Consider the following 23,278-nt stretch of genomic DNA (forward strand, 5'->3'; position numbering starts at 1 on the left):
CGCGCTTAAAAACAGGAAACCGATCATCATGAGCAAAGCAGAGAAGGTCGTCTGGACCGAAGGCATGTTCCTGCGTCCACACCATTTTCAACGGACAGAAAGTTATCTGCTCAACCACGTTCGGGAATGGGGTGCGCTGCAGCGATCGTATCTCTGGGGCTTCCTCGATGTTGAACTGGACGAAGCGATGCTTCGCCAGGGGTGCATTGCCCTGAGCTACTGCAGCGGTGTGCTGCCAGACGGCACCTTTTTCCAGGTTCGCAACGGGCGTAACGGCCCGGCCCCCCTGAAAATTCCTGACAATCTCACCAATGAAAAGGTGGTGCTCGCGCTGCCGGTACGTCGGGGAGAGCGTGAAGAGGTTATTTTCAGCGAGGAGCCCGCGTCACTGGCGCGTTTCATCGCCTTCGAGCAGGAGGTGGAAGACGATAACGCCATGTCGGTGGGGGATGCTACGGTGCAGTTTGGCCGTTTACGTCTGACCCTGATGCTGGAAAAAGATCTGACGGCCGAATGGACGGCGATTGGCATCGCGTTCGTCGCGGAAAAGCGTAACGACAACCATGTGCGTCTGGATAGCAGCTACATTCCGCCGATGCTGAACGCCTGCAACAGCCCGCAACTCTACAGCATGGTAAACGATCTGCACGGCTTGCTGGTGCAACGTAGCCAGCAGATTGGTGGTCGTCTGCGCCAGCCTGGCCGCTTTAACACCTCCGAGCTGATCGAATTTACGCTGCTGTCGCTGGTTAACCGTCACCTGGGCGAAGTCTCCCATTTAAAAACGCTCCCGCTGCTGCACCCGGAAACACTCTGGCGCAGCTGGCTGCCGTTTGCCACGGAGCTTGCCACCTGGACCTCGCAACGCACCGCCGAAAGCGTGCTGCCGATTTACGATCACGACGACCTTGCGGGATGCTTCAGCAAGCTGATGCTGATGCTGCGTCAGGGGCTGTCGCTGGTGATGGAAGATCAGGCCATTCAGCTGCCGCTGAACGAGCGCTCCCATGGGCTGAACATCGCCACGGTACCGGAGACCAGCATGGTGCGCGAGTTCGGCTTCGTCCTGGCAGTCAAAGCCAACGTGCCGGGCGAGCACCTGCAAACCCATTTCCCTGCCCAGATGAAAGTCGCGCCGGTGTCGAAAATCCGCGATCTGGTTCAGTTACAGCTGCCGGGCATTATGCTGCGCGCCATGCCGGTTGCGCCGCCGCAGATCCCATGGCATGCGGGCTACAGCTACTTTGAGCTGGAGAAGGGCAGTGAGCTGTGGCACGAGATGGATAAGTCCGGTGCATTCGCCCTGCATCTCGCAGGGGAGTTCCCGGGTCTTGATATGGAGTTTTGGGCCATCCGTAGCCCGACTGAATAATAAAGCGAGCGCTTAATATGCAGGAACGACAGGATACCGGCAGTGATGCCGCGTTTACCGGAGCCAGTAGCAACAATCAGCTGGTGGCGGCCGCCAATCCGCTGCTCAACGCGATTCCGCAAATCCGTCATTCGGTGTCTCATGACGATCAGGTGGCGCTGCGCCAGCGTCTGATCGACGAGATTCGCCGTTTCGAAGTCCGCTGCCAGCAGGCAGGACTGGCGTATGAGGTGATCGTCGGGGCGCGCTATTGCCTCTGTACGGCGCTGGATGAAGCCGCGGCGCTGACCCCCTGGGGCAGCAGCGGTGTCTGGTCAAGCAATGGTCTGCTGGTCACGTTTCATAACGAAACCTGGGGCGGCGAAAAGTTCTTCCAGCTGCTGGCGCGTCTGTCGCAGAACCCGCGTGAACATATCCTCCTGCTGGAGATGATCAACTACTGCCTGCTGCTCGGTTTCGAAGGCCGCTATCGGGTTCTGGATAATGGTCGCACCCAGCTTGAAACCATCAAGCAGCGGCTGTGGCAGATGATCCGCGGCGTGCGCGGCAGCTATCCGGCACCGCTCTCTCCACACCCGGAAGATCGTCCGGTGCTGCGCAAGCTGTGGCGGCCGATGGTGCCGCTGTGGGCCTGTGTCGCGCTGGCCGGGTTTATCGCCTGCCTGTTCTACATCATTCTCAACTGGCGTCTTGGCGACAACACCAACCCGGTACTGGCGAAGATTTACCAGTCTCAGTTGCCTGAAACCACCATTCAGCAACCTGCGCGTCAACTGCCTGCGGTGCTCAACCTGCGTGGCTTCCTGAAGCCGGAAATCGATGCCGGTCTGGTGGCGGTGAAGGACGAAGCGGATCGCAGCGTGGTGATCCTGAAAGGAGACGGTCTGTTCGCTTCTGCTTCTACCGTGGTGCGTGACCGCTATGAGCCGGTTATCAACCGGATTGCCCAGGCAATGAACAACGTCAGCGGCAAAATTCTGGTGGTGGGCTACAGCGATAACGTGCCAATTCGCAGCGCGCGCTTCGCCTCCAACTATGAACTCTCTTTGGATCGTGCCCGGTCCGTGCAAAAAATGCTGCAGGGAAGCCTCTCGCAGCCTGACCGCGTGAAAGCGGAAGGGCGAGGAGAGATCAATCCTGTTGCGCCAAACAATACGCCTGAAAACCGCGCCCGTAACCGCCGTGTGGAAATAACTCTGCTGGTGTCGCCTGAAAATACGCAGGCTGAGCTGAACGGATTGCCGCAAGGAAACTAAGGATGCTGACGACTCTTCTTTCCATACTGACCAATCGCATTCTGTGGAGCTTCCTGGGCGTTACCGCGCTGTCGGCGGTGATCTGGATGATTGGTCCGCTGTTATCCATCGTGGATACCCGCCCGCTCGAATCTGAACAAAACCGCATCATCAGTATTGCGGTGGTTTATCTGCTCTGGGCGCAGGGGCATATTGTGCCGCGGCTGTACAACGCCTGGCTGAACCGCAAGCTGATGGACAAGCTCAATGAAAATACCACCAAACCGGACGCGGCCGATCCCCAGAAGCGGCTGAACAGCGAGGAGCAGATCCTCGCTGGACGTTTTGATGAAGCGGCGCAAATGCTGAAGAAAGCCCACTTCAGCAAAGCGGGACACGGTGCCCAGTGGACGCAGCGCTTCAGTACGCAATATCTCTACCAACTGCCGTGGTACGTCATTATCGGCGCACCGGGCGCCGGTAAAACCACGGCGCTGGTCAATTCCGGCCTGCAATTCCCGCTGGCGGATCGCTTCGGTAAAACCGCTCTGCGCGGCATTGGCGGCACGCGCAACTGCGACTGGTGGTTCACGAACGAAGCTGTCCTGCTGGACACCGCGGGGCGCTACACCACCCAGGAGAGCGAGCAGGTTCAGGATGCCGGAGAGTGGCTGGAATTTATCGGCCTGCTGCGTAAGTATCGCCGCCGCCAGCCTATCAACGGCGTCATTATCACCATCAGCATTTCCGATCTGCTGACGCTCTCCCCGGAGGCGGCGCGCCAGCAGGCGGTCAACCTGCGCCAGCGGCTGTCTGAGCTGCATGAACAGCTGGGTATCCGCTTCCCGGTTTACGTGATGGTGACCAAGGCGGACCTGCTTAAAGGCTTCCGCGCCTGGTTTGCTGACTACGACAAAGCGCAGCGCGACCAGATTTGGGGCTTCACCCTGCCGTGGGAACAGACCAAACACGCCGATTTCGACCTGATGGGTAACTTCCATCAGGAGTTCTCGCTGTTGCAGCAGCGACTGGACGCCGGGCTGCCGGAGACCATGCTGAAAGAGCATGACGCCAAAACCCGTGCCGAAGCGTATCTCTTCCCGCAGGAGTTCGCGGCGCTGCGCCCGCTGCTGGCAGACTACCTGAGCACGGTCTTTGCCCGCTCTAACTTTGAGACCGAGTTCTCCCCACGCGGAATATACTTCGCCAGCGGCACCCAGGAAGGCATGCCGTTCGATCGCGTCATGGGTGAACTGAACCGCGCCCTGTCACTGCCGGAAGGGGCAGAGGCAGAGAAGTGGGATTCGGTCAGTAAAGAGGCGCCGATCCCGGGAGCGAAAGGGCAGAGTTTCTTTATCAAGAACCTGCTGCAGAACGTCATTTTCCAGGAAGCGGGCATCGCCGGCGAAAACCGCTGGTGGGAACTGCGCAACCGCGCGGTGATCTGGTCCGGTTATGCGGCACTGCTGGCGCTGCTGGTGATCCTCGGCGGACTGTGGCTGACCAGCTATGCGAAGAATAAGGCCTATCTGGAAGAGGTGGACGCTAAAGTCCCGCAACTGGAGCAGCAGAGTAAAGCGTTACAGAATCAGCCTCAGCGCGATCTGTTCGCGCTCCTGCCGCTGCTGAACAGCCTGGTCGATTTGCCGAAAAGCGAGGCCTTCGATGTCAACGACCCGCCGGTCTCCCGCCGTATGGGGCTGTATCGCGGGGATGACGTCAGCGATGCTTCTCAGTCGCTGTACCAAAAAGCGCTGGACCAGATGCTGCTGCCCGCCGTGGCGATGCATATCACCACCTGGCTGCGCAACGACAACGGCAGCGATGTGGAATACAGCTACGAGGCGCTGAAAGCCTATCAGATGCTGTATCAGCCGAAACACTACGACGGCAAATTCCTGCACTCCTGGGTGATGCTCAATTTGCAGCGTAATCTGCCGCAGAACGTGACGCAGGCGCAGTTGCAACAGCTGGAGTGGCACCTGACTCAACTGCTGGAACCAAAAATTCAGGCCTCGCCGTATGCGCAGGATGAAGGGTTGGTGGCCCGCGAGAGGGCGCTCATCAACCAGCAGCCGCTCTCCACCCGCGTGTATGGGCGTCTGAAGCGTCTGCTGGAGCATGACGAGAACCTGAAGCCGGTCTCCCTGTCCGACCTGGGCGGCCCGCAGAGCGAACTGGTGTTCTCCCGCAAAAGCGGCAAACCGGTGAGCGAAGGCGTGCCGGGGCTCTATACCCCGGACGGCTACTGGAAGAGCTTTAACGGCCAGATTGACAGCGTGACCACGGCGCTGCACGAAGACGATGCCTGGGTGCTGGGCGCGACCACCTCCGGGGAAGACAAACAGCAGATCGATAACGCCGTGCGTCAGCTCTACATGCGCGACTTTATCGCAAACTGGGATCGTTTCCTCGCCGACATTCAGCTTAACAACAGCGCCGATCTCTCGCAGCGCATCAACACGGCGCGCCTGCTCTCCGGCGCAAACTCGCCGCTGCGTCGTCTGGTGCAGAACCTGAGCCAGGTGCTGACGCTGTCGCGCAACGCGCCAGCGCCGGAGGATGCGGGGAAAGCGCAAGACCAGAGCAACCGCGCCACCCGTACCCTCGAAGCGCTGTTCAGCAATAACGACAATGCCCCGACGCAGGGGGCGGTGGTGACGCAGGCACCTGAACAGCTGGTGACCGACCACTACGCGCCGATGATCGAGCTGGCTCAGCCGCTGGAGAAGGGCGGCAAGACCATCGTCTTTGATGATTTCCTCAAGCAGGTGGATGAGCTGTATCGTTACCTGACCGCGGTGCAGGACGCTGCCAACAGCGGCATGCCAGCCCCGGGCGGTGAAGCAATCAGCCGTCTGCAGGCCAGCGCCGGGCGTCTGCCGGGCGGGCTGCAAACCATGTTCAGCAACATGGCGGTGGGAGCCAGCAGTGATACCCAGCGTCGCGATCTGGAAAACGTCCGTAAGCGCATTAACGTCGAAGTGGGCGGTTTCTGCCGTCAGGCAATTGCCGGTCGCTACCCGCTGGTGCGCAGCGCCAGCACCGAGGTGACGCCGGACGATCTGGCACGCATGTTTGCGCCGGGTACCGGGCTGATGGACACCTTCTTTCGCGACAACCTGACCAACAAAGTGGATACCACTCAGGCGAACTGGCGCTTTATGCCGGGGATCGACGGGAAAACGTTACCGGGAAGTGAAGGACTGCTGCGCCCGTTCCAGCAGGCGCAGTCCATTCGCGATGCCTTCTTTGCTAACGGTGCAACGACGCCGTCTTTCAAGGTGACGGTGCGTACCGTGCGCATGGATAACACCATTCTCAACCTGACGCTGGACGTCGACGGTCAGCTGTTGCGTTACAGCCACGGCCCACAGGCGGTGCAGATCATGAACTGGCCAGGACCGGGCGGCACCAACCAGGTGCGTATGCAGCTGGGGCTGGCCAACGGCAGCACCGCGACGCTGGTGACCAACGGCGCCTGGGCGCTGAACCGCTTCTTCGATAAAGCGCGCACCAGCCCTGGGGCAGGTAGTCTGAGCCGTCAGGCCACGTTCAACGTCGATGGCCATCAGGTCACGCTGGAGTTTGCGCCGAACAGCATTCGCAATCCGTTCCAGCTTCCTCGTTTCTCATGCCCATAACCGCAAGGACAGCCGTATGACGAATACCCCTGCGATGAACCGCTACAGCTGGTATGGCAAATTACCCAGCGCCGGAGATTTTTTGCAGCGTCGCTTTCCTGACACCCTTCAGCGTCAGTGGTCGCACTGGTTTCAGGTCGGCCTGCTGGCCTGGCAACAGGAAGAGCAGCGCAGCGGCGAACGCCAGTTTAACAAGGCGCCGGTGTGGAACTTTGTTGTCCCGCCGATGCTGGGCAGCCAGATGATCCAGATGGGTTGCCTGCTGCCGGGCCGCGATAGCGTGGGCCGACAGTACCCGATCTGCATTCAGCTCAGTTTCGCCCCGTCAGAGTGGTCCACCAACCTGCTCAGCCAGGCTGAAAGCTGGTATCAGCAGATTGGCCGTCTCGGGCTGCATGCGGTGCGCAACAGTTTTTCCGCCTCGCAGCTGGATGAGATGCTGATGTCTATTCCGGCGCCGCAGCCCGTCGAGCCGCAAAAGCGTTCCGACATCCTCGATGTGATTGGTTATGACGAAGACGGCCAGAGCACGCTGGGCTGGCCTCAGGCGGCGGAGTGTTTTGACCCGCTTCGACAGACCAGCTACTGGTGGACCAACCGATGCGACGGCTACCCGCTCTACACCCACGTCCACAGCGGAAACTTCACCGGGCAGCTCTTTACGCTGCTGTTCGATCCGGCCGGCGGCGCCCGACCGGGCCGTCACGGTCTTTATCCGCCTATGTTTGAATAAGCAGGGATCACATGAATATCGAAGAATTTCTCGCGCCGATAAGCCCCGAAAAACCCTGCGGTGACAACCTTGAGTACGACGCCGATTTTCAGGCTATGGGACAGGCAAGCCAGGGTAAAGCGGAACAGCAGTTCGGCGACACGATCATTCCCGCCGAACCCGCTGACTGGAATACGGTAGAAAAGCTCGCCACCAGCCTGCTGGGGCGCACCAAAGATCTTCGCGTCATGCTGGCGTTAACCCACGCCTGGACCCGACGTCGTGGGCTGCCGGGCTACGCGGACGGCCTGCTGCTGGTGCAGGAGGCGATCACCCGCTACTGGGAGCCGCTCTATCCACTGCTGGAGGAGTATGGCGAAACGGACCCGTTCTATCGCATTAACGCCCTTGCCGCGCTGAGCGATAAATCTGACCTGACCGTCGCGCTGCGTAACGCCTCGTTGCTGCGCTCAAACGGCGATGAAATTTCGCTGCGTGACGCGCAGGCATTGCTGGATGGCAGCAAAACCGAATGCCCGGATTATCCCGGCGGCCGCCCAAGACTGATTGACGAACTGGCGCGCGGCGACCAGCCAGGTACAGAGGCCGTCATCCTGATTAATGAAAGGCTGCTGGCCATTCGCGATCTGCTCAGCGGTTACCTTGGTGAAAGCGGCGTACCAGAAATGGAGCAGTTGCTGAAAACCGTGGGGCTGGTCGCGAGCGCCTGTCAGGTGACTGACATCAGCAAGCTGCTGCCCAATCGGGATGCACAGGCCGAACACCACGCTGAGCCGCAGACGATGGCAACACAACCCGTGCAGCAGGTCACCGACTGGCGCAGCGTGCAGGTCACCAGTCGCGCCGACGCCCAGCTGATGCTGGAGAAAGCGAAACAGTATTTTGCGCAGTACGAACCGAGCCACCCTGCACCGCTGATGATTGAACGGGTGCAGCGGCTGTCAGAACTTAACTTTATGGACATTATTCGCGACCTGGCGCCAGACGGCGTTAACCAACTGGAAAACATCTTTGGACGCCGCGAATAACGCGTCCAGGCATTATGACGACAGGCACGGAGCTTGTCGTTTCACCTTCACCGCGCATCTTTGATGGAGAACATCATGGCAATGAGTAACAGTGGGCAGAAATTTATCGCACGTAACCGTGCCCCCCGCGTGCAGATCGAGTACGACGTAGAGATCTACGGTGCAGAACGTAAAATTCAGCTGCCGTTCGTGATGGGCGTTATGGCCGATCTGGTCGGCAAACCGGTGGAAAATCTGCCGGCCGTCGATGAGCGTAAATTCCTCGAAATCGACATCGATAACTTTGACGAACGCATGAAGGCGCTTAAGCCGCGCGTGGCGTTCCAGGTGGACAACACCCTGACCGGCGAAGGCAAGCTCAACGTCGATCTGACCTTCGACAGCATGGACGACTTCCTGCCGGATGCGGTGGCCCGCAAGGTTGAACCGCTGAACAAGCTGCTGGAAGCGCGTACTCAGCTTTCCAATCTGCTGACCTACATGGACGGTAAAAACGGCGCGGAAGAGCTGATCGCTAAAATTCTGCAGGATCCGACGCTGCTCAAATCCCTGAGCCAGTTGCCGAAAAATGACGAAAGTGCGAAAGGTAGCGAGGAGTAATCGATGAGCAACCAGACTCAACAACACGAGCAGCAGGCAGGTCAGGCGTTCAGCCAGGACGAGTTCAGCGCGCTGCTGAACAAAGAGTTCCGCCCTAAAACTGACCAGGCGCGTTCCGCCGTTGAGAGCGCGGTAAAAACTCTGGCGCAGCAGGCGCTGGAAAATACCGTTACTTTCTCCAACGACACCTATCGCACCATCCAGAACCTGATCGCCGGTATCGACGAACAGCTGTCTCAGCAGGTGAATCAGATCATTCACCACGACGAGTTTCAGAAGCTGGAGAGCGCCTGGCGCGGTCTGAGCTACCTGGTGAACAACACTGAAACCGACGAGATGCTGAAGATCCGCTTTATGAGCATCTCCAAGCAGGAGCTGGGCCGCACCCTGAAACGCTATAAGGGTGTGGGCTGGGATCAGAGCCCGATCTTCAAGAAAATCTACGAGCAGGAGTACGGTCAGTTTGGTGGTGAGCCGTTTGGCTGCATCGTTGGCGACTATTACTTTGACCACAGCCCGCAGGACGTTGAACTGCTGGGTGAAATGGCGCGCATCGGCTCTGCGGCCCACTGTCCGTTCATCACCGGTACCGCACCGGGCGTGATGCAGATGGAGTCCTGGCAGGAACTGGCTAACCCGCGCGATCTGACCAAAATCTTCCAGAACACCGAATACGCCGCCTGGCGTTCACTGCGTGAATCGGAAGATGCCCGCTATCTGGGCCTGGTGATGCCGCGCTTCCTGTCGCGTCTGCCTTACGGCATTCGTACTAACCCGGTCGACAGCTTTGACTTTGAAGAGCAGACCGACGGCGCGAACCACAACAGCTACGCCTGGGCGAACGCCGCTTACGCGATGGCCGCTAACATCAACCGCTCTTTCAAAGAGTACGGCTGGTGCACCTCGATTCGCGGCGTGGAGTCCGGCGGGGCGGTCGAAAACCTGCCGTGCCACACCTTCCCGAGCGATGACGGCGGCGTGGACATGAAATGTCCGACCGAGATCGCCATCAGCGACCGTCGTGAAGCCGAGCTGGCGAAAAACGGCTTTATGCCGCTGGTTCACCGCAAAAACTCCGACTTTGCTGCCTTTATCGGCGCGCAGTCGCTGCAAAAACCGGCGGAGTACCATGACCCGGATGCCACCGCCAACGCGCGTCTGGCCTCCCGTCTGCCGTACCTGTTCGCCTGCTGCCGCTTTGCGCATTACCTGAAGTGCATCGTGCGTGACAAAATCGGCTCCTTCCGCGAGCGCGAAGAGATGGAACGCTGGCTGAACGACTGGGTCATGAACTACGTGGACGGTGACCCGGCCAACTCCTCTCAGGAGACCAAGTCCCGCAAGCCGCTGGCCGCTGCAGAAGTGCAGGTGCAGGAGATTGAAGACAACCCGGGCTACTACGCCGCGAAGTTCTTCCTGCGTCCGCACTACCAGCTGGAAGGTCTGACCGTTTCTCTGCGTCTGGTATCTAAACTGCCGTCGCTGAAGACGAAAGACGCGTAATGATAATTGCCGCCGGGAAGCCATGCCCGGCGCTGGCTTTATAGCATGGATATTTGAGAGGAAATATGACAGCGAGACCTTCGTTTGTTGCTGCCTGGGCGGCGGCAACACGTATTTACGATGCAAATGATTCTATCGGCAAAGTTAAGAACGTTATCGGCGGCAAGGTTAAGCATAACTTCGAAATACCCGAAGATAAGGGCGGTTGGTCAAACAGTTGTGCCGTTCGCATGAGTTATGTTCTGAACTATACCGGGCATCCCGTTCCGCGTATTGCAAATCTCACTGTATCCGGTGCTGATAATAAATGGTACTTCTACCGCGTAAAAGATGTCATTGCCTGGTTGACGCGCCAGTGGGGTAAACCTGACATGATCGTGAGTTATCCTTCCATACCCGTTCAGCAATTAGCCAATAAAAAGGGCGTAATTCTATTTGAGATACAGGGCTGGAATGATGCCGCTGGTCATGCCACATTCTGGAATGGTTTAACCTGTTCGGATCACTGTTATTTCAATGCGCCGGATACAAATTACACGACGACCAAAGCCAATTTTTGGGAGTTGCCATGAAAAAAATAATTGCCAGTCTATTGTTGTTTACCAGTTCCGCCTCTGTTTATGCAACTGACGATCCGGTATTATTTGTCAAAAAGTTGCCTTATAAGCAAGTTATTAAAGATGTTGTTTTTTCTCGCTGTCTGGCACAAGTGTCTGATGATAAAAGCCAGTTTTCTCTGGATGCAGCTCGAAGCAGTAATGCATTACTGGAATGGGTGCCTTTCGATATTGAGAATGGTAATGACAAAATTAACGCTCTCATTAATAAATACAAGGGCGCAACTAATGCCTTCCATTCTGAGAGAAAACCAGCAGTACAAGGTGTGACCTTAAACTGCCTGCGACTTTATTATAGTGACGAACTTAATAAACTTGCCCCTCAATTAATTATCGGAAATCCTGATCGTACCTGGATTCAGGATAACCCGCAGTAGTAAAAGACTTCACATTCTTTCCTTTCATTCAGGGGGAATGTAAGACTGTCAAATGACACGGGTCATTTGATATGAGGCAGAGGTAAAATATGGACGGTTTTATTCAGCCCCATGCTTTCCTGTTTGCCATATAAGTGCTTTTTCGAAAGCAATAATGTTCATCCACGAAGAGTAGATATTATGGCTATTGATATGTTTCTGAAGGTCGAGGGTGTTACGGGCGAATCTAAAGATTCTAACCACACCGGCTGGACTGATATTACCTCCTTCTCCTGGGGCGCTTCCCAGCCAGGTAATATGAGCGTTGGCGGTGGCGGCGGTGCCGGTAAAGTTAACTTTAACGATCTGCACGTTAACGCTCTGATCGACAAATCCACCACAGCAATCCTGAAACACTGCGCCAGCGGTAAACACTTGACCAAAGTTGAGCTGTCCGTCTGTAAAGCCGGTGGCCAGCAGGTGGAATATTCCCGCATCACGCTGGAAGACGTTCTGGTAACGTCTGTTCAGTACACCGGTGCAGACAACGGCGATACCGTTGGTGTGACCTATGCATTCCAGGCTGCGAAAGTGAAACAGCAGTACTGGGAGCAGACCACCTCTGGTGGTAAAGGTGCTGAAAGCAGCGCTGGCTGGAACATCAAAGAAAACAAAGAAGCATAATAGTAGTGGGTCCGAAAGGGCCCACTTTTCCCTGAGCTTCTTTTCAAGGAGAAACAAGATGTCTCATATGCGTCCTGCTTTTGGTGCCGCCTGGAACCGATTTAAAGAAGTGAACGTCAACGTAGAACAGGTTGGCAAATTATTAGGGGGGAAAGTTCAGCATAATATAGATGCTGGTATTTTTAAAAATGCCTGCCCCATTCGTATGAGCTATGTTTTAAATTATTGTGGCATTCCAGTTCCTTCTAATAGTAAATATGCAACTGTGACCGGGAGCGACAAGAAGCGATATATGTTCCGTGTTAAAGATATGATTGCTTTTTTACCCACGGTATTGGGAAAAGCTGACATATCTGTTTCTTCTCCAACCCCAGCACAATTTGCGGGCAAGCAAGGTATTATTATTTTTACCGGGCATGGCTGGCTTGATGCAACCGGGCATGTAACACTCTGGAACGGAAATATTTGTTCGGATGATTGTCATTTCCTTGGCTCACCGGGTAATGGTTCATTTATCCCTACTAACGCAACCTTCTGGAGCCTGAAATGAAAAAGCCATTGCTCTTTGTCTTAGCCTTCGTTGTCTCCGCCGCAAATGCCCAGACGTTGCCTGATATCAGTACTTTTTCTCAACAACAAATCTTCGAAAACTGGGTGCAGAATCGATGCATCGGTAAGATTGCGGACAGTAAAAGCCTGAAAGAAGATGCTGACGCCAGCGCCGCGGCATGGCTGGAAGCAAGCAATCTGCCTGCTGAGAATTTTGAAAAAGCTGATGAGGTGATTGTTTCTTTACTGAAACAGAAGGTAGGTGGTACCGAGCCAGGTCATTATCAGATATTGAAGTGCACCTTGATCGCTAATAGTGACGCTATTCGGCCACTCAAATCCTCAAAGTAGTAAAGATGAAATCGGCCCCAAACGCCGCCGTTCTCACCCCCGAGAGCGGCAGCGTTTGAGCGCTAATCATACCAGCAGGAATACGCCATGCGATTCACGATTATTTCTACGAAACCCGGTCATCAGCCGCCGCAGAGCAGTTGTGATTTTTATGCCCCCGGGGGCACTATTGGGCGCGGTACGGATAACAATCTGGTACTGCCGGACAATGACCGCACCATCTCGCGCCTGCAGGCCATTGTTCACGTTGACGCCCAGGGCGAATGCCGCGTGACCAACCGTGGCAGCGTCACCCGCGTGGTGTTGAACGACATCCCGCTGGAGCGGGGGCGTCAGGTAGAGCTGCAGGACGGGGATATTCTCGGTATTGATGACTACCGCATCGAAGTGACGGAACTTATCCACGACACGCAGCCGGTGAGCCGCATGGCCGCCAGTATGCAGCAGCAGGCTCGCCCGACAGTGGCGCCGACACCTGCTCCACAGCCAAAGCCAGCCAGTGCCGCACCGCGCGGCAAGGCGGAGCCAACGGCCGTGCCGTCGGAAATCTGGGACAGCCTGATGCAGGAGTTCTCTATCTCTGACAGCATCTCCAGCAACCGCGTGAAACCGCAGCCTGCGGCGTCTCACGATCCCTTCTCGCAACCCGCGGCACCCGAGCGTAACGCTGAAGATCCGCTGGCAATGTTCAACGACAGCGAGCCGAAGCTTGAGCGTAAGAACGTCGATCCCGACACGTTGTTCAGCGATGAAGCGTTATTCAAAAAAGAGAGCATCTTTGACGATGTCACCCCTTCAACGCTGGTGCCGCCGGTAGAGAGCAAACCCGAACCGGCAGAAGAGGCAACGGATGAACTCGATCCGCTGGCCCTGTTTGGTGGTTCGGCCAGCGCGCCAGCCGCGCGTAACGATGATCCGCTTGGGCTGATGGGCGGGGCGCCGTTAACTCATCCGGATGAGATCGTACCTGAGCCATCTGCACCAGCGCCAGAGCCAGAGGCCGTACCGCAGGACGATCCGCTGGCGGATTCTCCGCTGTTTGCCCCTGAGCCACAGGACCCACCGCGTGCGGAAGAGGAAGAGCCGGCACGTACCGATTACGCAGGCTTTACTATGCCTACGCCGCAGGCCGTCGCACGCAGCAGCGCACAGACGCCGAAGGGACGTCTGCGTATCGACCCGGTCAAAAACGCGGCTGCGCCAAGCGCTACGGCGCAAAACGGTGAAAAAGGCGAGGTGCTGCAGGGCGAGCTGCTGGAGGCGCTGCTGGAGGGGATGGGCCTGAGCGAAATGCAGCCGGTGCCGCAGTTTGACCGTGAAAATATGCGTCAGCTGGGCCAGATCCTCGGCATGTTCTCGCAGGGCACCGTGGCGTTGCTCTCTTCGCGCTCTATCCTCAAGCGCGGCGTAAAAGCCGATATGACCATGGTGCTCGACGATGCCAACAACCCGTTCAAGCTGCTGCCGACCGGGAAAACGGTCCTAATTCAGATGTTCGGGACGCCGATGCCGGGCTTTATGCCACCCACCAAATCCGTGCGTGACGCGCTGATCGATCTGCAGGCGCATCAGCTGGGGATGATCTCCGGTATCCGCGCCATCATCGCCGCGATGCTGCAATCCTTTAACCCGGAACAGCTGGAAGAGCAGGCGAAGCAGAACGGTATGACCTCCCGTCTGGCGCTGCCGGGCAGCCGCAAAGCCGCGCTGTGGGACTACTTTGTCCGCAGCTATGGCGAGACGGCCGGTGAGATTGAAGATGACTTCCACACCCTGTTTGGCGAAGCGTTCCTTCATGCCTATGACATGGAGGTCAATCAGTACAAAGACTCACAGAGCGGATCGGAAGAAAAATGAATATCGCAACGGCTTCTCTCTCCCGCCAGGGGACGCGCGCCAGCAACCAGGATCAGACGGGAGAAACCATAGGGGAACGTTCGGCCTGCTTTGTCGTTTGTGACGGCATCGCTGGCCTGCCGGGCGGCGAGGTGGCCGCTGAACTGGCCCGCAACAGTATCATCTCCCGCTTTGATGGCGACAAGCACCTTAACGCGCAGCATATTCGCGACTATGTACAAACCGCGAATCGCACCATCCTTAGCGAACAGCAGGCGGTGCAGGACTATCGCCGGATGGGCACCACGCTGGTCAGCCTGTTTATCGACCGCGATTACCGTCTGGCCTACTGGGCGCACGCCGGCGACAGCCGTCTGTACCTGTTTCGTCGCGGCTGGCTGTGGCATGTCACCACCGACCACAGCCTGGTGCAGCAGATGAAAGATGCTGGTCACCAGACCGATAACCTCAACAGTAACCTGCTGTATCTGGCGCTGGGCATTGAAAACGGTGGCCCGGAAGCGAGCTACAGCGACGTGGTGCAGGTTGAAGACGGCGATGCCTTTTTACTCTGCACCGACGGTTTCTGGCACGGCGTCAGCGAAGAGCAGATGAAACAGTCGCTGCACATGGTCAACACCCCACAGGAGTGGCTGACCTTAATGAACCAGATCATTCAAAAGAATGCTGAACAGGAGGGGAATGCTCAGGATAACTATACGGCGCTGGCGGTATGGATGGGCAACCCTCAGGACACCACTTTGCTGCATACGCTCTCTGACGCAGCACAATTTCTTCCCTGCGGAACTGACTAGACACACAAGGAACGATATGAAACTTTGGCTATCGGGTTTGGCACTTCTGGCGGTGGCGTCCACCGCTCAGGCTGAAAATTTCCGCATCGTGCAGTCACCTGCGCAGAAGCTGGATATCTGGATCGACAACATCAAAGACAACACCCCGCAGAGCTGGTGTAAGTCAGAGATTGCGCTGCGCATTGTGGCCAACGGCAATAAAGACGTTTCCGTGCTGGAAAACTTTGTCCCGCGTCTCGGCTCACTGCTTGAGCACCAGTGCAGCAAAGTGAATAAACTCAGCTGGACCCTTAACGATCCGGCGGGCGCGACGCTGGCGCAGGGGACGGCAGGCAAAGCTCAGGAGTGGAAGCTGGTAGTGAAACAGCAGCAGACAGAGCCCGTCGCGACCCCTGCCAGCGGTGCGTTACTGCCACCTGACCAGAACGCTGAAACCAATACAGTTGCCGCTGACCGCACACCGTGGCAGGAGTTTACCCTCCAGGACGGCTGCCATCTGCGCACCTTCTGGGAAGGGGGGGCTTCCGCGCCGGCGCTCTTTATCCCGGATTCCGACACGACCCGCTGCGGCAACGGCAGCTGGCTGAGCGGCCACACGGTTATCTCGCAAACCCGTAACGGTGGACAAAAAGAGATAGCGGTGACCTACATTCACGGCTTCCCGGTGATGGGGCTGAATCAAAGCGCCGATCCGGAACACGCCCTGATCACCTCCGTCAACAAAGAGCGTATGGTCTTCAGCACCCCGAACAGCGACCAGAGCTGGATGATCCTGCCTTACGACAGCGCCCTGAACGGCTGGAAAAGCAACGGTACGGTGGCCGTGGAGATCTCGCGTGAAACCGCCAGCGACGATGCAAAACTGCAGGCGCGTATTGCTGCAGTGAAGAAGGTCTGGAGCGCCTGGGTTACCCCTGGCACCACGCTCAATATTGTCCTGATTGATACTCTGCGTCCTCAGCTGCGTGACCCGGCAGTGGGCGCCTGGCGCGCGGCAAACTAAGGAATGGCTATGAATACGCTCTATCAACATCTGGCGGGGGAGTCGCTCAGCGACGCGCTGGTGCGTCTTGAAAACGAGATTAAAGCCCGTCCGGCGGATGCCGATCTCCGTGCCGCGTTTGTGCAGTTTCTCACCCTCAGCGGTAACTGGACGCGTGCGCTGACCCAGCTGAAAAGCTGGCTGGCGCTTAAGCCGCAGGCGAAACCCACTGTCACCCTGCTGGAACAGTGCCTGCAGGGAGAACTGCAGCGTGCGCAGGTGATGGCGGGAGAACGGCGTCCGGCCATGCCGGAAGCCCAGTGGCCATGGCTGACCACCCTTGCCGCCGCGCTGAGCGAGAGCGATGAACGCGCTCACGCGCTGCGTCTGGAAGCCCTTGAACAGGCGCAGGCGAGCGCGGGTCAGTTGACGCTTGAGAATGATGAGACGCAGGCCTTTGAATGGCTGATGGACGGCGATGCCCGTCTGGGGCCGGTGTGCGAAACCCTTGTTAACGGCCGTTACTTCTGGCTGCCGTTTAGCGCTATCGCGGAGATCCGTTTCCAGGCTCCGGCCAGCGTCACCGATCTGGTCTGGCGTCATGCGCTGGTGCGTTTGACCGACGGGACGGAGCAGGTGTGCCAGATCCCGGCGCGTTATCCTTTTGCGGCCAATGCTTCTGACGCCGTTAAACTCGGGCGCACCACCGAGTGGTTGCCGCTCGACAATGACGGCACGCTGTATGAAGGGCTGGGGCAGAAAGTCTGGCTCAGCGAGCAAAGCGAAAGCCCGCTGCTGTCGCTGAGTCTCGTCACTTTTGCAACGGATGGAGCCCATGAGTAATCCTGCTGGCGAAGGCGATCTGCTGCGCAGCGGCTGGCAGGCCCGCAGCAAGCAGGAGAAGGTAGGGGCGCGCGACAAAATGCAGCCCTCGCTGCTCGATCGCCTCACCGACAACGACCCGGAGAAAAAACGCGAGTCGGCCAACAGCAACCTGATCACCCATGCCGCGCTGCGTCGCAACGTGCTGCGGGATCTGCAGTGGCTGTTTAACACCATCAATCACGACGCTTCCGGCGATTTGAGCCTGCTGCCGCACGTGAGCCGCTCGGTGGTGAATTTTGGCGTTGCGCCGCTGGCCGGGAAGCGTATGTCGGACATCGAATGGCACGACATTCAGCGCAAACTCACCGAGGCGATTGTCAACTTTGAACCCCGCATTTTGCCCCAGGGGCTGCAGGTCCGCTGTGTGTCGGACACCTCCTCGCTGGATCTGCACAACGTGCTCTCCATCGAGATAAAAGGGCGTTTGTGGTGTGTGCCGTACCCGCTGGAGTTTCTGTTTCGCACCGATGTCGATCTGGAAAACGGCCACTTTGAACTGAAAGATGCGGGGTGATCGTGGAAAGTAAACTGCTCGAATATTACAACCGTGAGTTGGCCTATCTGCGTGAGATGGGCGCCGAATTTGCCGAGCGCTATCCCAAAGTGGCCGGACGGCTGGGCATGCGCGGCATCGAAGTGGCGGATCCGTACACCGAACGTCTGATGGAGGGCTTTGCCTTTCTGACCTCGCGCGTGCAGATGAAAATGGACGCGGAGTTTCCGCGCTTCTCCCAGCGCTTGCTGGAGATGATTGCGCCAAACTATCTCGCGCCCACTCCGTCCATGGCGATTGCTGAAATTCAGCCTGACAGCAGCCGTGGCGATTTGAGCAACGGTTTTATCGTGCCGCGCGGCACAATGATGGACAGCCTGGCGCTGAAGAAAACCGGCGTGACCTGCAGCTACACCACGGCGCATGAGGTGAACCTGCTGCCGCTGAAAATCGACAAGGTTGAGCTGGGCGGTGTACCTGCCGACCTGCCCCTGACGCAGCTGGGTCTGGGCCAGCAGGGGATCAGCAGCGCCTTACGGATCCGCATTGCCTGCGACGGTCCGCAAAACCTCGGCCACCTTGATTTTGACCGCCTGGAGTTTTTCCTCAGCGGCCCGGATATCGAGGCGTTAAAGCTGCTGGAGCTGGTGATGGAGCACCATGTCGGGGTGGTCTGCCAGACCGTCAGCAAACATCCGCAGCGTGATGTGCTGGCGTCTGATGCCCTGCGTCAGGAAGGGTTTGATGCGGATCAGTCGCTACTCCCGGACGACCTGCGCAACTTTGACGGCTACCGTCTCCTGCAGGAGTACTTTGCTTTTCCGGCCCGTTTCCGCTTCATCAGCCTGAGCGGGCTGAGCAAACTGATCCAGCGCTGCGAAAACGAAAAATCCTTCGATATCTTTATTCTGCTGGATAAAACCGATGAACAGCTGGAGCGCGTTGTCGATGCCAGCCATCTGGCCCTGCACTGCACGCCGGTGATCAACCTGTTCCCGAAAGTGGCGGCGCGTCAGAAGCTGAGCGAAGGCCAGCATGAATACCATCTGGTGGTGGATAACATCCGTCCGCTGGATTACGAAATTTACGCGGTGAACAAGATATACGGCAGCGCGGATGGTCAGCGCGACGACCAGACGTTTCGTCCGTTCTGGAGCACCTGGAGCGGGGATGCGGGCAACTATGGTGCCTATTTCTCCCTGCGTCGGGAGCAACGCGTGCTTTCAGAACATGCCCTGCGTTACGGCACCCGCACCGGCTACATCGGCTCGGAGGTGTTTGTCTCGCTGGTGGATGAGCAGCATGCGCCCTGGCAGGAGAACCTGCGCTATATCTCCGCCGAGGTGCTGTGCACCAGCCGGGATCTGCCGCTGATGCTGCAGCAGGAGCTGGGACAGTTCATTATGGCCGACTCCATGCCGGTGAAGTCTCTGACCTTGCGCAAGGGGCCGACGCCGCCGCGTCCGGCGCTGGCAGAAGGGTTCAGCACCTGGCGGTTGATCAGCCAGCTACAGATGAACTACCTCAGCCTGATGGACAGCGAAAACGAAGACGGTGCCGCCGCGCTGCGTCAGCTGTTAGGGCTGTACGCCAATCTCGCGGAGACGCCGGTTGCGCGTCAGGTAGAAGGGGTTCGTCACTGCGTGCTGGAGCCGGTTCACCGCCGCGTGCCCGAGCCGGGACCGGTGGTCTTCGCCCGCGGCATCGGCATTACCCTGACGGTGGATGAACGTGCGTTTTCCGGTGCCAGCCCCTGGCTTTTCGGTAGCGTGCTGGAGCGGCTGTTTGCCCGGCTGGTGTCGATCAACAGCTTCACGGAGTTCACCCTGAAAAGTCAGCAGCGCGGCGAGATCGGTTACTGGGCGCCGCGCATGGGTAAAAGGGCACTGGTATGAGCGACGTTGTCACCGTGCCACTGAAGGTCCATCGTCTGACGCCGCTGCCGGACAGTTTCTGGCGCGGGGTTCGCGAGACGCCATGGCGCTACGATCTGTTCCAGCTGTTAAGGCGCATTGATGCTCAGGGCGGGGAACGCTACCCGCTGGGGCGTGCGCCGCTGCCAAAATTCGAGCCGCTACGCCTGGGCCAGCAGCCGTCGATGAGTTTTGCGCCGTCGACGGTGGCGCAGGTACGCCAGCGTGAAGGCAACGGGCTGCACGAGGTCTCCATTCTGAGCTTCGGCCTGTTTGGTCCTAACGGGCCGCTGCCGGTTCACATGACCGAGTACGCCCGCGAGCGGATCCATCATCATCAGGACACCAGCCTGAGCGCGTTTGCCGATCTGTTCCATCATCGTCTGACGCTGCTGTTTTATCGCGCCTGGGCCGATGCGCAGCCTGCCGTCTCCCTCGACCGCGCCGACAATAAACGTTTTGAGGGATATCTGGCGTCGTTGATTGGGATGGGACAGCCCGGCCAGATGGACAAAGGCAGCCTGAGCGCCCACGCCCGCTTTACCCACGCCGGACACCTGACCCGCCACGGACGGGATCCTGAGGGTCTGGAAAAAATCCTGCGTAACTATTTTAAAGCCCCGGTCAAACTGATCGCCAACGTACCGCAGTGGATGCCGCTTTCACCGCGCGAGCAGGCGCAGCTGGGAGCGGGGCGCCGCGTGCCGCGGATGGGTGAATCTGCGTTTCTGGGCGTGGCGGTCCGCGACGTGCAGCATAAATTTCGTATCGAGATTGGCCCGCTCAGCGCGGAAGCGTACAACCGGTTTTTGCCCGGTGAAGCATGGGTAACCGAACTGCGGGACTGGGTACGCCAGTACGCAGGGGTGGAATTTGAATGGGAAACACGGGTGATCCTGCGCGCTGACGCCGTGCAGGGCGCCACGCTCGGCAGCACCGGGCGATTGGGGTACAACACCTGGCTGGGCCTTCAGCCGCAGCCTGTCCCGCGTGGCGATCTGGTGTATCGCGCAGAGCGGTAATCCTTCCGTATACCGAATCATTGTTAATGGAAACTAACATGTCAGAAATTAGCCGTGCCGTGCTTTTCGGCAAACTGGATACGCTGTTATTTACCTCTCTGGAAAGCGCCACCGCGTTCTGCAAGCTGCGCGGCAACCCCTACGTCGAGCTGGTGCACTGGCTGCATCAGTTGATGCAGCAGCAGGATGGCGATCTGCAACAGGTGATCCGTCATTTTGCCCTCGACGAACAGCAACTGACGCGCGATATCGTGGCGGCGCTCGATGCCCTGCCGCGCGGAGCCAGTTCCGTTTCCGATCTCTCCGAACATATCGACAGCGCCGTCGAGCGCGCCTGGGTCTATGGATCGCTGAAGTTTGGCGTCAGCCGTATCCGCGGCGGCCATCTGCTGATCGGCATTCTGAAAACCTGGAATCTGGCTAACGTGCTGAAGAGCATCTCGGCGCAGTTTACCCGTCTTAACGTCGAGGTGCTGATTGAGCAGTTCGATACCATCTGCGCCAACAGCAAAGAGACGCAGCAGGCCGCTGCCGCAGTGGATGCGCCAGCCGGTTCGGTGCCTGCTGCCCAGGGCACGCTGGCCCAGTATGGTCAGGACCTGACCGCCCGTGCCCGTGAAGGCAAAATTGACCCGGTGGTCGGGCGCGATGAAGAGATCCGCCAGATGGTCGATATCCTGATGCGTCGCCGACAGAACAACCCGCTGCTGACCGGGGAAGCCGGCGTCGGAAAAACGGCGGTGGTGGAAGGGCTGGCGCTGCGCATCGCCGACGGCGATGTGCCGGAGCCGCTGCAAAACATACAGCTGTGGCTGCTGGATATCGGCATGCTGCAGGCCGGTGCCGGGATGAAAGGCGAGTTTGAAGCCCGTCTGCAGGCATTAATCAATGAAGTACAGTCCAGCGCCACGCCAATCATTCTGTTTATCGATGAGATCCACACCCTGATCGGTGCGGGCGGTCAGCAGGGCACCGGCGACGCCGCTAACCTGCTGAAGCCGGCGCTGGCGCGTGGACAACTGCGTACCATTGGCGCCACCACCTGGGCGGAATACAAAAAATACATCGAGAAAGATCCGGCGTTGACCCGTCGCTTCCAGACGGTGCAGGTACATGAACCCGATGAGGCCAAAGCGGTTCTGATGCTGCGCAGCACCGTGTCGCCGCTGGAGACCCATCATCAGGTCTTACTGCTCGACGAAGCGGTTAGCGCAGCCGTGAAGCTTTCGCATCGCTACATTCCCGCCCGTCAACTGCCGGATAAAGCCGTTGCGCTGCTGGATACGGCCTGCGCCCGCGTGGCGGTGAGCCAGAGTGCACCTCCGGCGCAGCTGGAAGATTGCCTGCGCCATCTTGCGGCGCTGGACGTAGAAATTGAGATAGCGGAGCGCGAAGCGCGCGTCGGTGCAGGGGAATCTGAGCGCGTTACAGCACTGACCGCAGAGCGTGACGCGTATGAAGCCAAACGTGAGGCCCTGGCCCGGCGCTGGGAAGACGAGCGCAGCCTGGTGCAGGAGATCATCCGCCTGCGTGCCGCACTGTTTGCGGCGGGCGATGACGATACCGCAGCGCTGCGCAGCCAACTGGCAGAGCAGCAGCAGGCGCTGAACGCCTTACAGGGGGATGAACCGCTGCTGTTTGCCGCTGTGGATGAAAACGTGGTGGCGGCAGTAGTCTCTGACTGGACCGGCATCCCGCTGGGCCGGATGGTGAAAAACGAGATTGACGCGGTACTGAACCTCGCCGACACGCTGAACCAGCGGGTGATTGGTCAGCGTCACGGTCTGGATCTGATTGCCCGCCGGGTGAAAACCTCCCGGGCGAAACTCGACGATCCGAACAAGCCGGTCGGCGTGTTTATGCTCTGCGGTCCGTCGGGGGTGGGGAAAACCGAAACCGCGCTGGCGCTGGCGGAGTCGCTGTACGGTGGCGAACAGAACGTCATCACCATTAATATGAGTGAATTCCAGGAAGCGCATACGGTTTCAACCTTAAAAGGTGCACCGCCGGGATACGTCGGTTATGGTGAAGGCGGGGTGTTAACCGAGGCCGTCCGTCGCCGTCCTTACAGCGTGGTGCTGCTGGACGAAATCGAAAAAGCCCACCCGGACGTACATGAGATCTTCTTCCAGGTCTTTGACAAAGGCTGGATGGAGGACGGCGAAGGCCGTCACATTGATTTCCGTAATACGATTATTATTCTGACGTCTAACGTCGGGACCGAGCTTATCAGCGCCATGTGTGCCGATCCGGAACTGATGCCGGAGCCGGAGGCGTTAAGCGGGGCGCTGCGCCAGCCGCTGCTGGAGGTGTTCCCACCGGCGCTGCTGGGCCGGTTGCTGGTGGTGCCGTACTATCCGCTGAGCGACGCGATGCTGGGGCAGATTGTTCGCCTGCAGCTCAAACGCATTCAGCGTCGCCTGGAAGAGAATCACAATATTATTTCCGAGTTTGATGACAGCGTTGTAGAACAGATTGTTCAGCGCTGTACCGAGGTGGAATCAGGTGGACGTATGGTGGATGCGATCCTGACCAACACCTTGCTGCCTCAGATGAGTCAGATATTACTTACCGCCAGCCGCAGCGACGAGCAGTACCGACGTCTGCATGTCACCTGCGAGCAGGGCGAGTTTCACTGTCAGTTTGCCGCGTAATAATCA

The 23,278-nt window shown here is 58.3% G+C and carries 20 protein-coding genes; all 20 read left to right on the plus strand.

Features of this window, described 5'->3' with window-relative positions; translation table 11 throughout:
• The first annotated feature begins 28 nt into the window (after positions 1-28).
• The 20 genes from tssK (at position 29) to tssH (ending at position 23,272) form a co-directional block, all read left to right on the plus strand.
• On the plus strand, positions 29-1,372 hold the full coding sequence (gene tssK / locus EKN38_RS19780) for a type VI secretion system baseplate subunit TssK (RefSeq protein ID WP_014832329.1): 1,344 nt from the start codon (positions 29-31) through the stop codon (positions 1,370-1,372).
• Positions 1,373-1,389: 17 nt separating this feature from the next.
• On the plus strand, positions 1,390-2,628 hold the full coding sequence (locus EKN38_RS19785; protein WP_013096177.1) for a DotU family type VI secretion system protein: 1,239 nt from the start codon (positions 1,390-1,392) through the stop codon (positions 2,626-2,628).
• A gap of 2 nt (positions 2,629-2,630) precedes the next feature.
• Positions 2,631-6,251 (plus strand): type VI secretion system membrane subunit TssM, encoded by a 3,621-nt coding sequence (gene tssM / locus EKN38_RS19790; RefSeq protein WP_126522556.1) that lies wholly within the window; start codon positions 2,631-2,633, stop codon positions 6,249-6,251.
• Positions 6,252-6,267: 16 nt separating this feature from the next.
• Positions 6,268-6,984, plus strand: a complete 717-nt coding sequence (gene tagF / locus EKN38_RS19795) for a type VI secretion system-associated protein TagF (protein WP_013096179.1) — start codon at positions 6,268-6,270, stop codon at positions 6,982-6,984.
• 11 nt (positions 6,985-6,995) lie between these two features.
• Positions 6,996-8,012, plus strand: coding sequence for a type VI secretion system protein TssA (gene tssA, locus EKN38_RS19800; protein WP_014832327.1), 1,017 nt, complete (start codon positions 6,996-6,998; stop codon positions 8,010-8,012).
• A gap of 75 nt (positions 8,013-8,087) precedes the next feature.
• On the plus strand, positions 8,088-8,612 hold the full coding sequence (gene tssB, locus EKN38_RS19805; protein ID WP_008502644.1) for a type VI secretion system contractile sheath small subunit: 525 nt from the start codon (positions 8,088-8,090) through the stop codon (positions 8,610-8,612).
• Positions 8,613-8,615: 3 nt separating this feature from the next.
• Entirely contained in the window at positions 8,616-10,115 is a 1,500-nt protein-coding gene (gene tssC, locus EKN38_RS19810) for a type VI secretion system contractile sheath large subunit (RefSeq protein WP_014832326.1), read from the plus strand.
• A gap of 65 nt (positions 10,116-10,180) precedes the next feature.
• Positions 10,181-10,687, plus strand: a complete 507-nt coding sequence (locus EKN38_RS19815; protein ID WP_014832325.1) for a type VI secretion system amidase effector protein Tae4 — start codon at positions 10,181-10,183, stop codon at positions 10,685-10,687.
• Complete coding sequence (locus tag EKN38_RS19820; RefSeq protein ID WP_014832324.1) at positions 10,684-11,109, plus strand: T6SS amidase immunity protein Tai4 family protein; 426 nt, start codon at positions 10,684-10,686, stop codon at positions 11,107-11,109. Before EKN38_RS19815 ends, EKN38_RS19820 begins: the two co-directional genes overlap by 4 nt.
• Before the next feature lie 180 nt (positions 11,110-11,289).
• Positions 11,290-11,772 carry an Hcp family type VI secretion system effector gene (locus EKN38_RS19825; RefSeq protein WP_008502640.1) on the plus strand — a complete coding sequence of 161 codons (483 nt, stop codon included), beginning with the start codon at positions 11,290-11,292 and terminating at the stop codon, positions 11,770-11,772.
• Between the two features lie 58 nt (positions 11,773-11,830).
• Complete coding sequence (locus tag EKN38_RS19830; RefSeq protein ID WP_013096182.1) at positions 11,831-12,322, plus strand: type VI secretion system amidase effector protein Tae4; 492 nt, start codon at positions 11,831-11,833, stop codon at positions 12,320-12,322.
• On the plus strand, positions 12,319-12,672 hold the full coding sequence (locus EKN38_RS19835) for a T6SS amidase immunity protein Tai4 family protein (protein ID WP_014832322.1): 354 nt from the start codon (positions 12,319-12,321) through the stop codon (positions 12,670-12,672). Before EKN38_RS19830 ends, EKN38_RS19835 begins: the two co-directional genes overlap by 4 nt.
• Positions 12,673-12,759: 87 nt before the next feature.
• The gene (gene tagH, locus EKN38_RS19840) at positions 12,760-14,529 is read left to right on the plus strand and encodes a type VI secretion system-associated FHA domain protein TagH (RefSeq protein WP_014832321.1); all 1,770 of its coding nucleotides are present in this window, start codon (positions 12,760-12,762) and stop codon (positions 14,527-14,529) included.
• A complete protein-coding gene (locus EKN38_RS19845) occupies positions 14,526-15,323 on the plus strand; it encodes a PP2C family protein-serine/threonine phosphatase (protein ID WP_013096185.1) in 798 nt (265 codons plus the stop codon). Before tagH ends, EKN38_RS19845 begins: the two co-directional genes overlap by 4 nt.
• 16 nt (positions 15,324-15,339) lie before the next feature.
• On the plus strand, positions 15,340-16,326 hold the full coding sequence (locus tag EKN38_RS19850; RefSeq protein WP_014832320.1) for a hypothetical protein: 987 nt from the start codon (positions 15,340-15,342) through the stop codon (positions 16,324-16,326).
• A 9-nt stretch (positions 16,327-16,335) separates the two neighbouring features.
• On the plus strand, positions 16,336-17,148 hold the full coding sequence (locus tag EKN38_RS19855; protein WP_014832319.1) for a type VI secretion system accessory protein TagJ: 813 nt from the start codon (positions 16,336-16,338) through the stop codon (positions 17,146-17,148).
• Positions 17,141-17,704, plus strand: coding sequence for a type VI secretion system baseplate subunit TssE (gene tssE, locus EKN38_RS19860; protein ID WP_014832318.1), 564 nt, complete (start codon positions 17,141-17,143; stop codon positions 17,702-17,704). The genes EKN38_RS19855 and tssE overlap by 8 nt, the downstream gene beginning before the upstream one ends.
• Positions 17,705-17,706: 2 nt before the next feature.
• The gene (tssF, locus tag EKN38_RS19865; protein WP_014832317.1) at positions 17,707-19,578 is read left to right on the plus strand and encodes a type VI secretion system baseplate subunit TssF; all 1,872 of its coding nucleotides are present in this window, start codon (positions 17,707-17,709) and stop codon (positions 19,576-19,578) included.
• Positions 19,575-20,618 carry a type VI secretion system baseplate subunit TssG gene (gene tssG, locus EKN38_RS19870; protein ID WP_014832316.1) on the plus strand — a complete coding sequence of 348 codons (1,044 nt, stop codon included), beginning with the start codon at positions 19,575-19,577 and terminating at the stop codon, positions 20,616-20,618. Before tssF ends, tssG begins: the two co-directional genes overlap by 4 nt.
• Before the next feature lie 38 nt (positions 20,619-20,656).
• Complete coding sequence (tssH, locus tag EKN38_RS19875; RefSeq protein WP_014832315.1) at positions 20,657-23,272, plus strand: type VI secretion system ATPase TssH; 2,616 nt, start codon at positions 20,657-20,659, stop codon at positions 23,270-23,272.
• Positions 23,273-23,278 lie beyond the last annotated feature (6 nt).

Source organism: Enterobacter sp. WCHEn045836 (assembly GCF_003965585.1).
Taxonomy (GTDB): domain Bacteria; phylum Pseudomonadota; class Gammaproteobacteria; order Enterobacterales; family Enterobacteriaceae; genus Enterobacter; species Enterobacter dissolvens.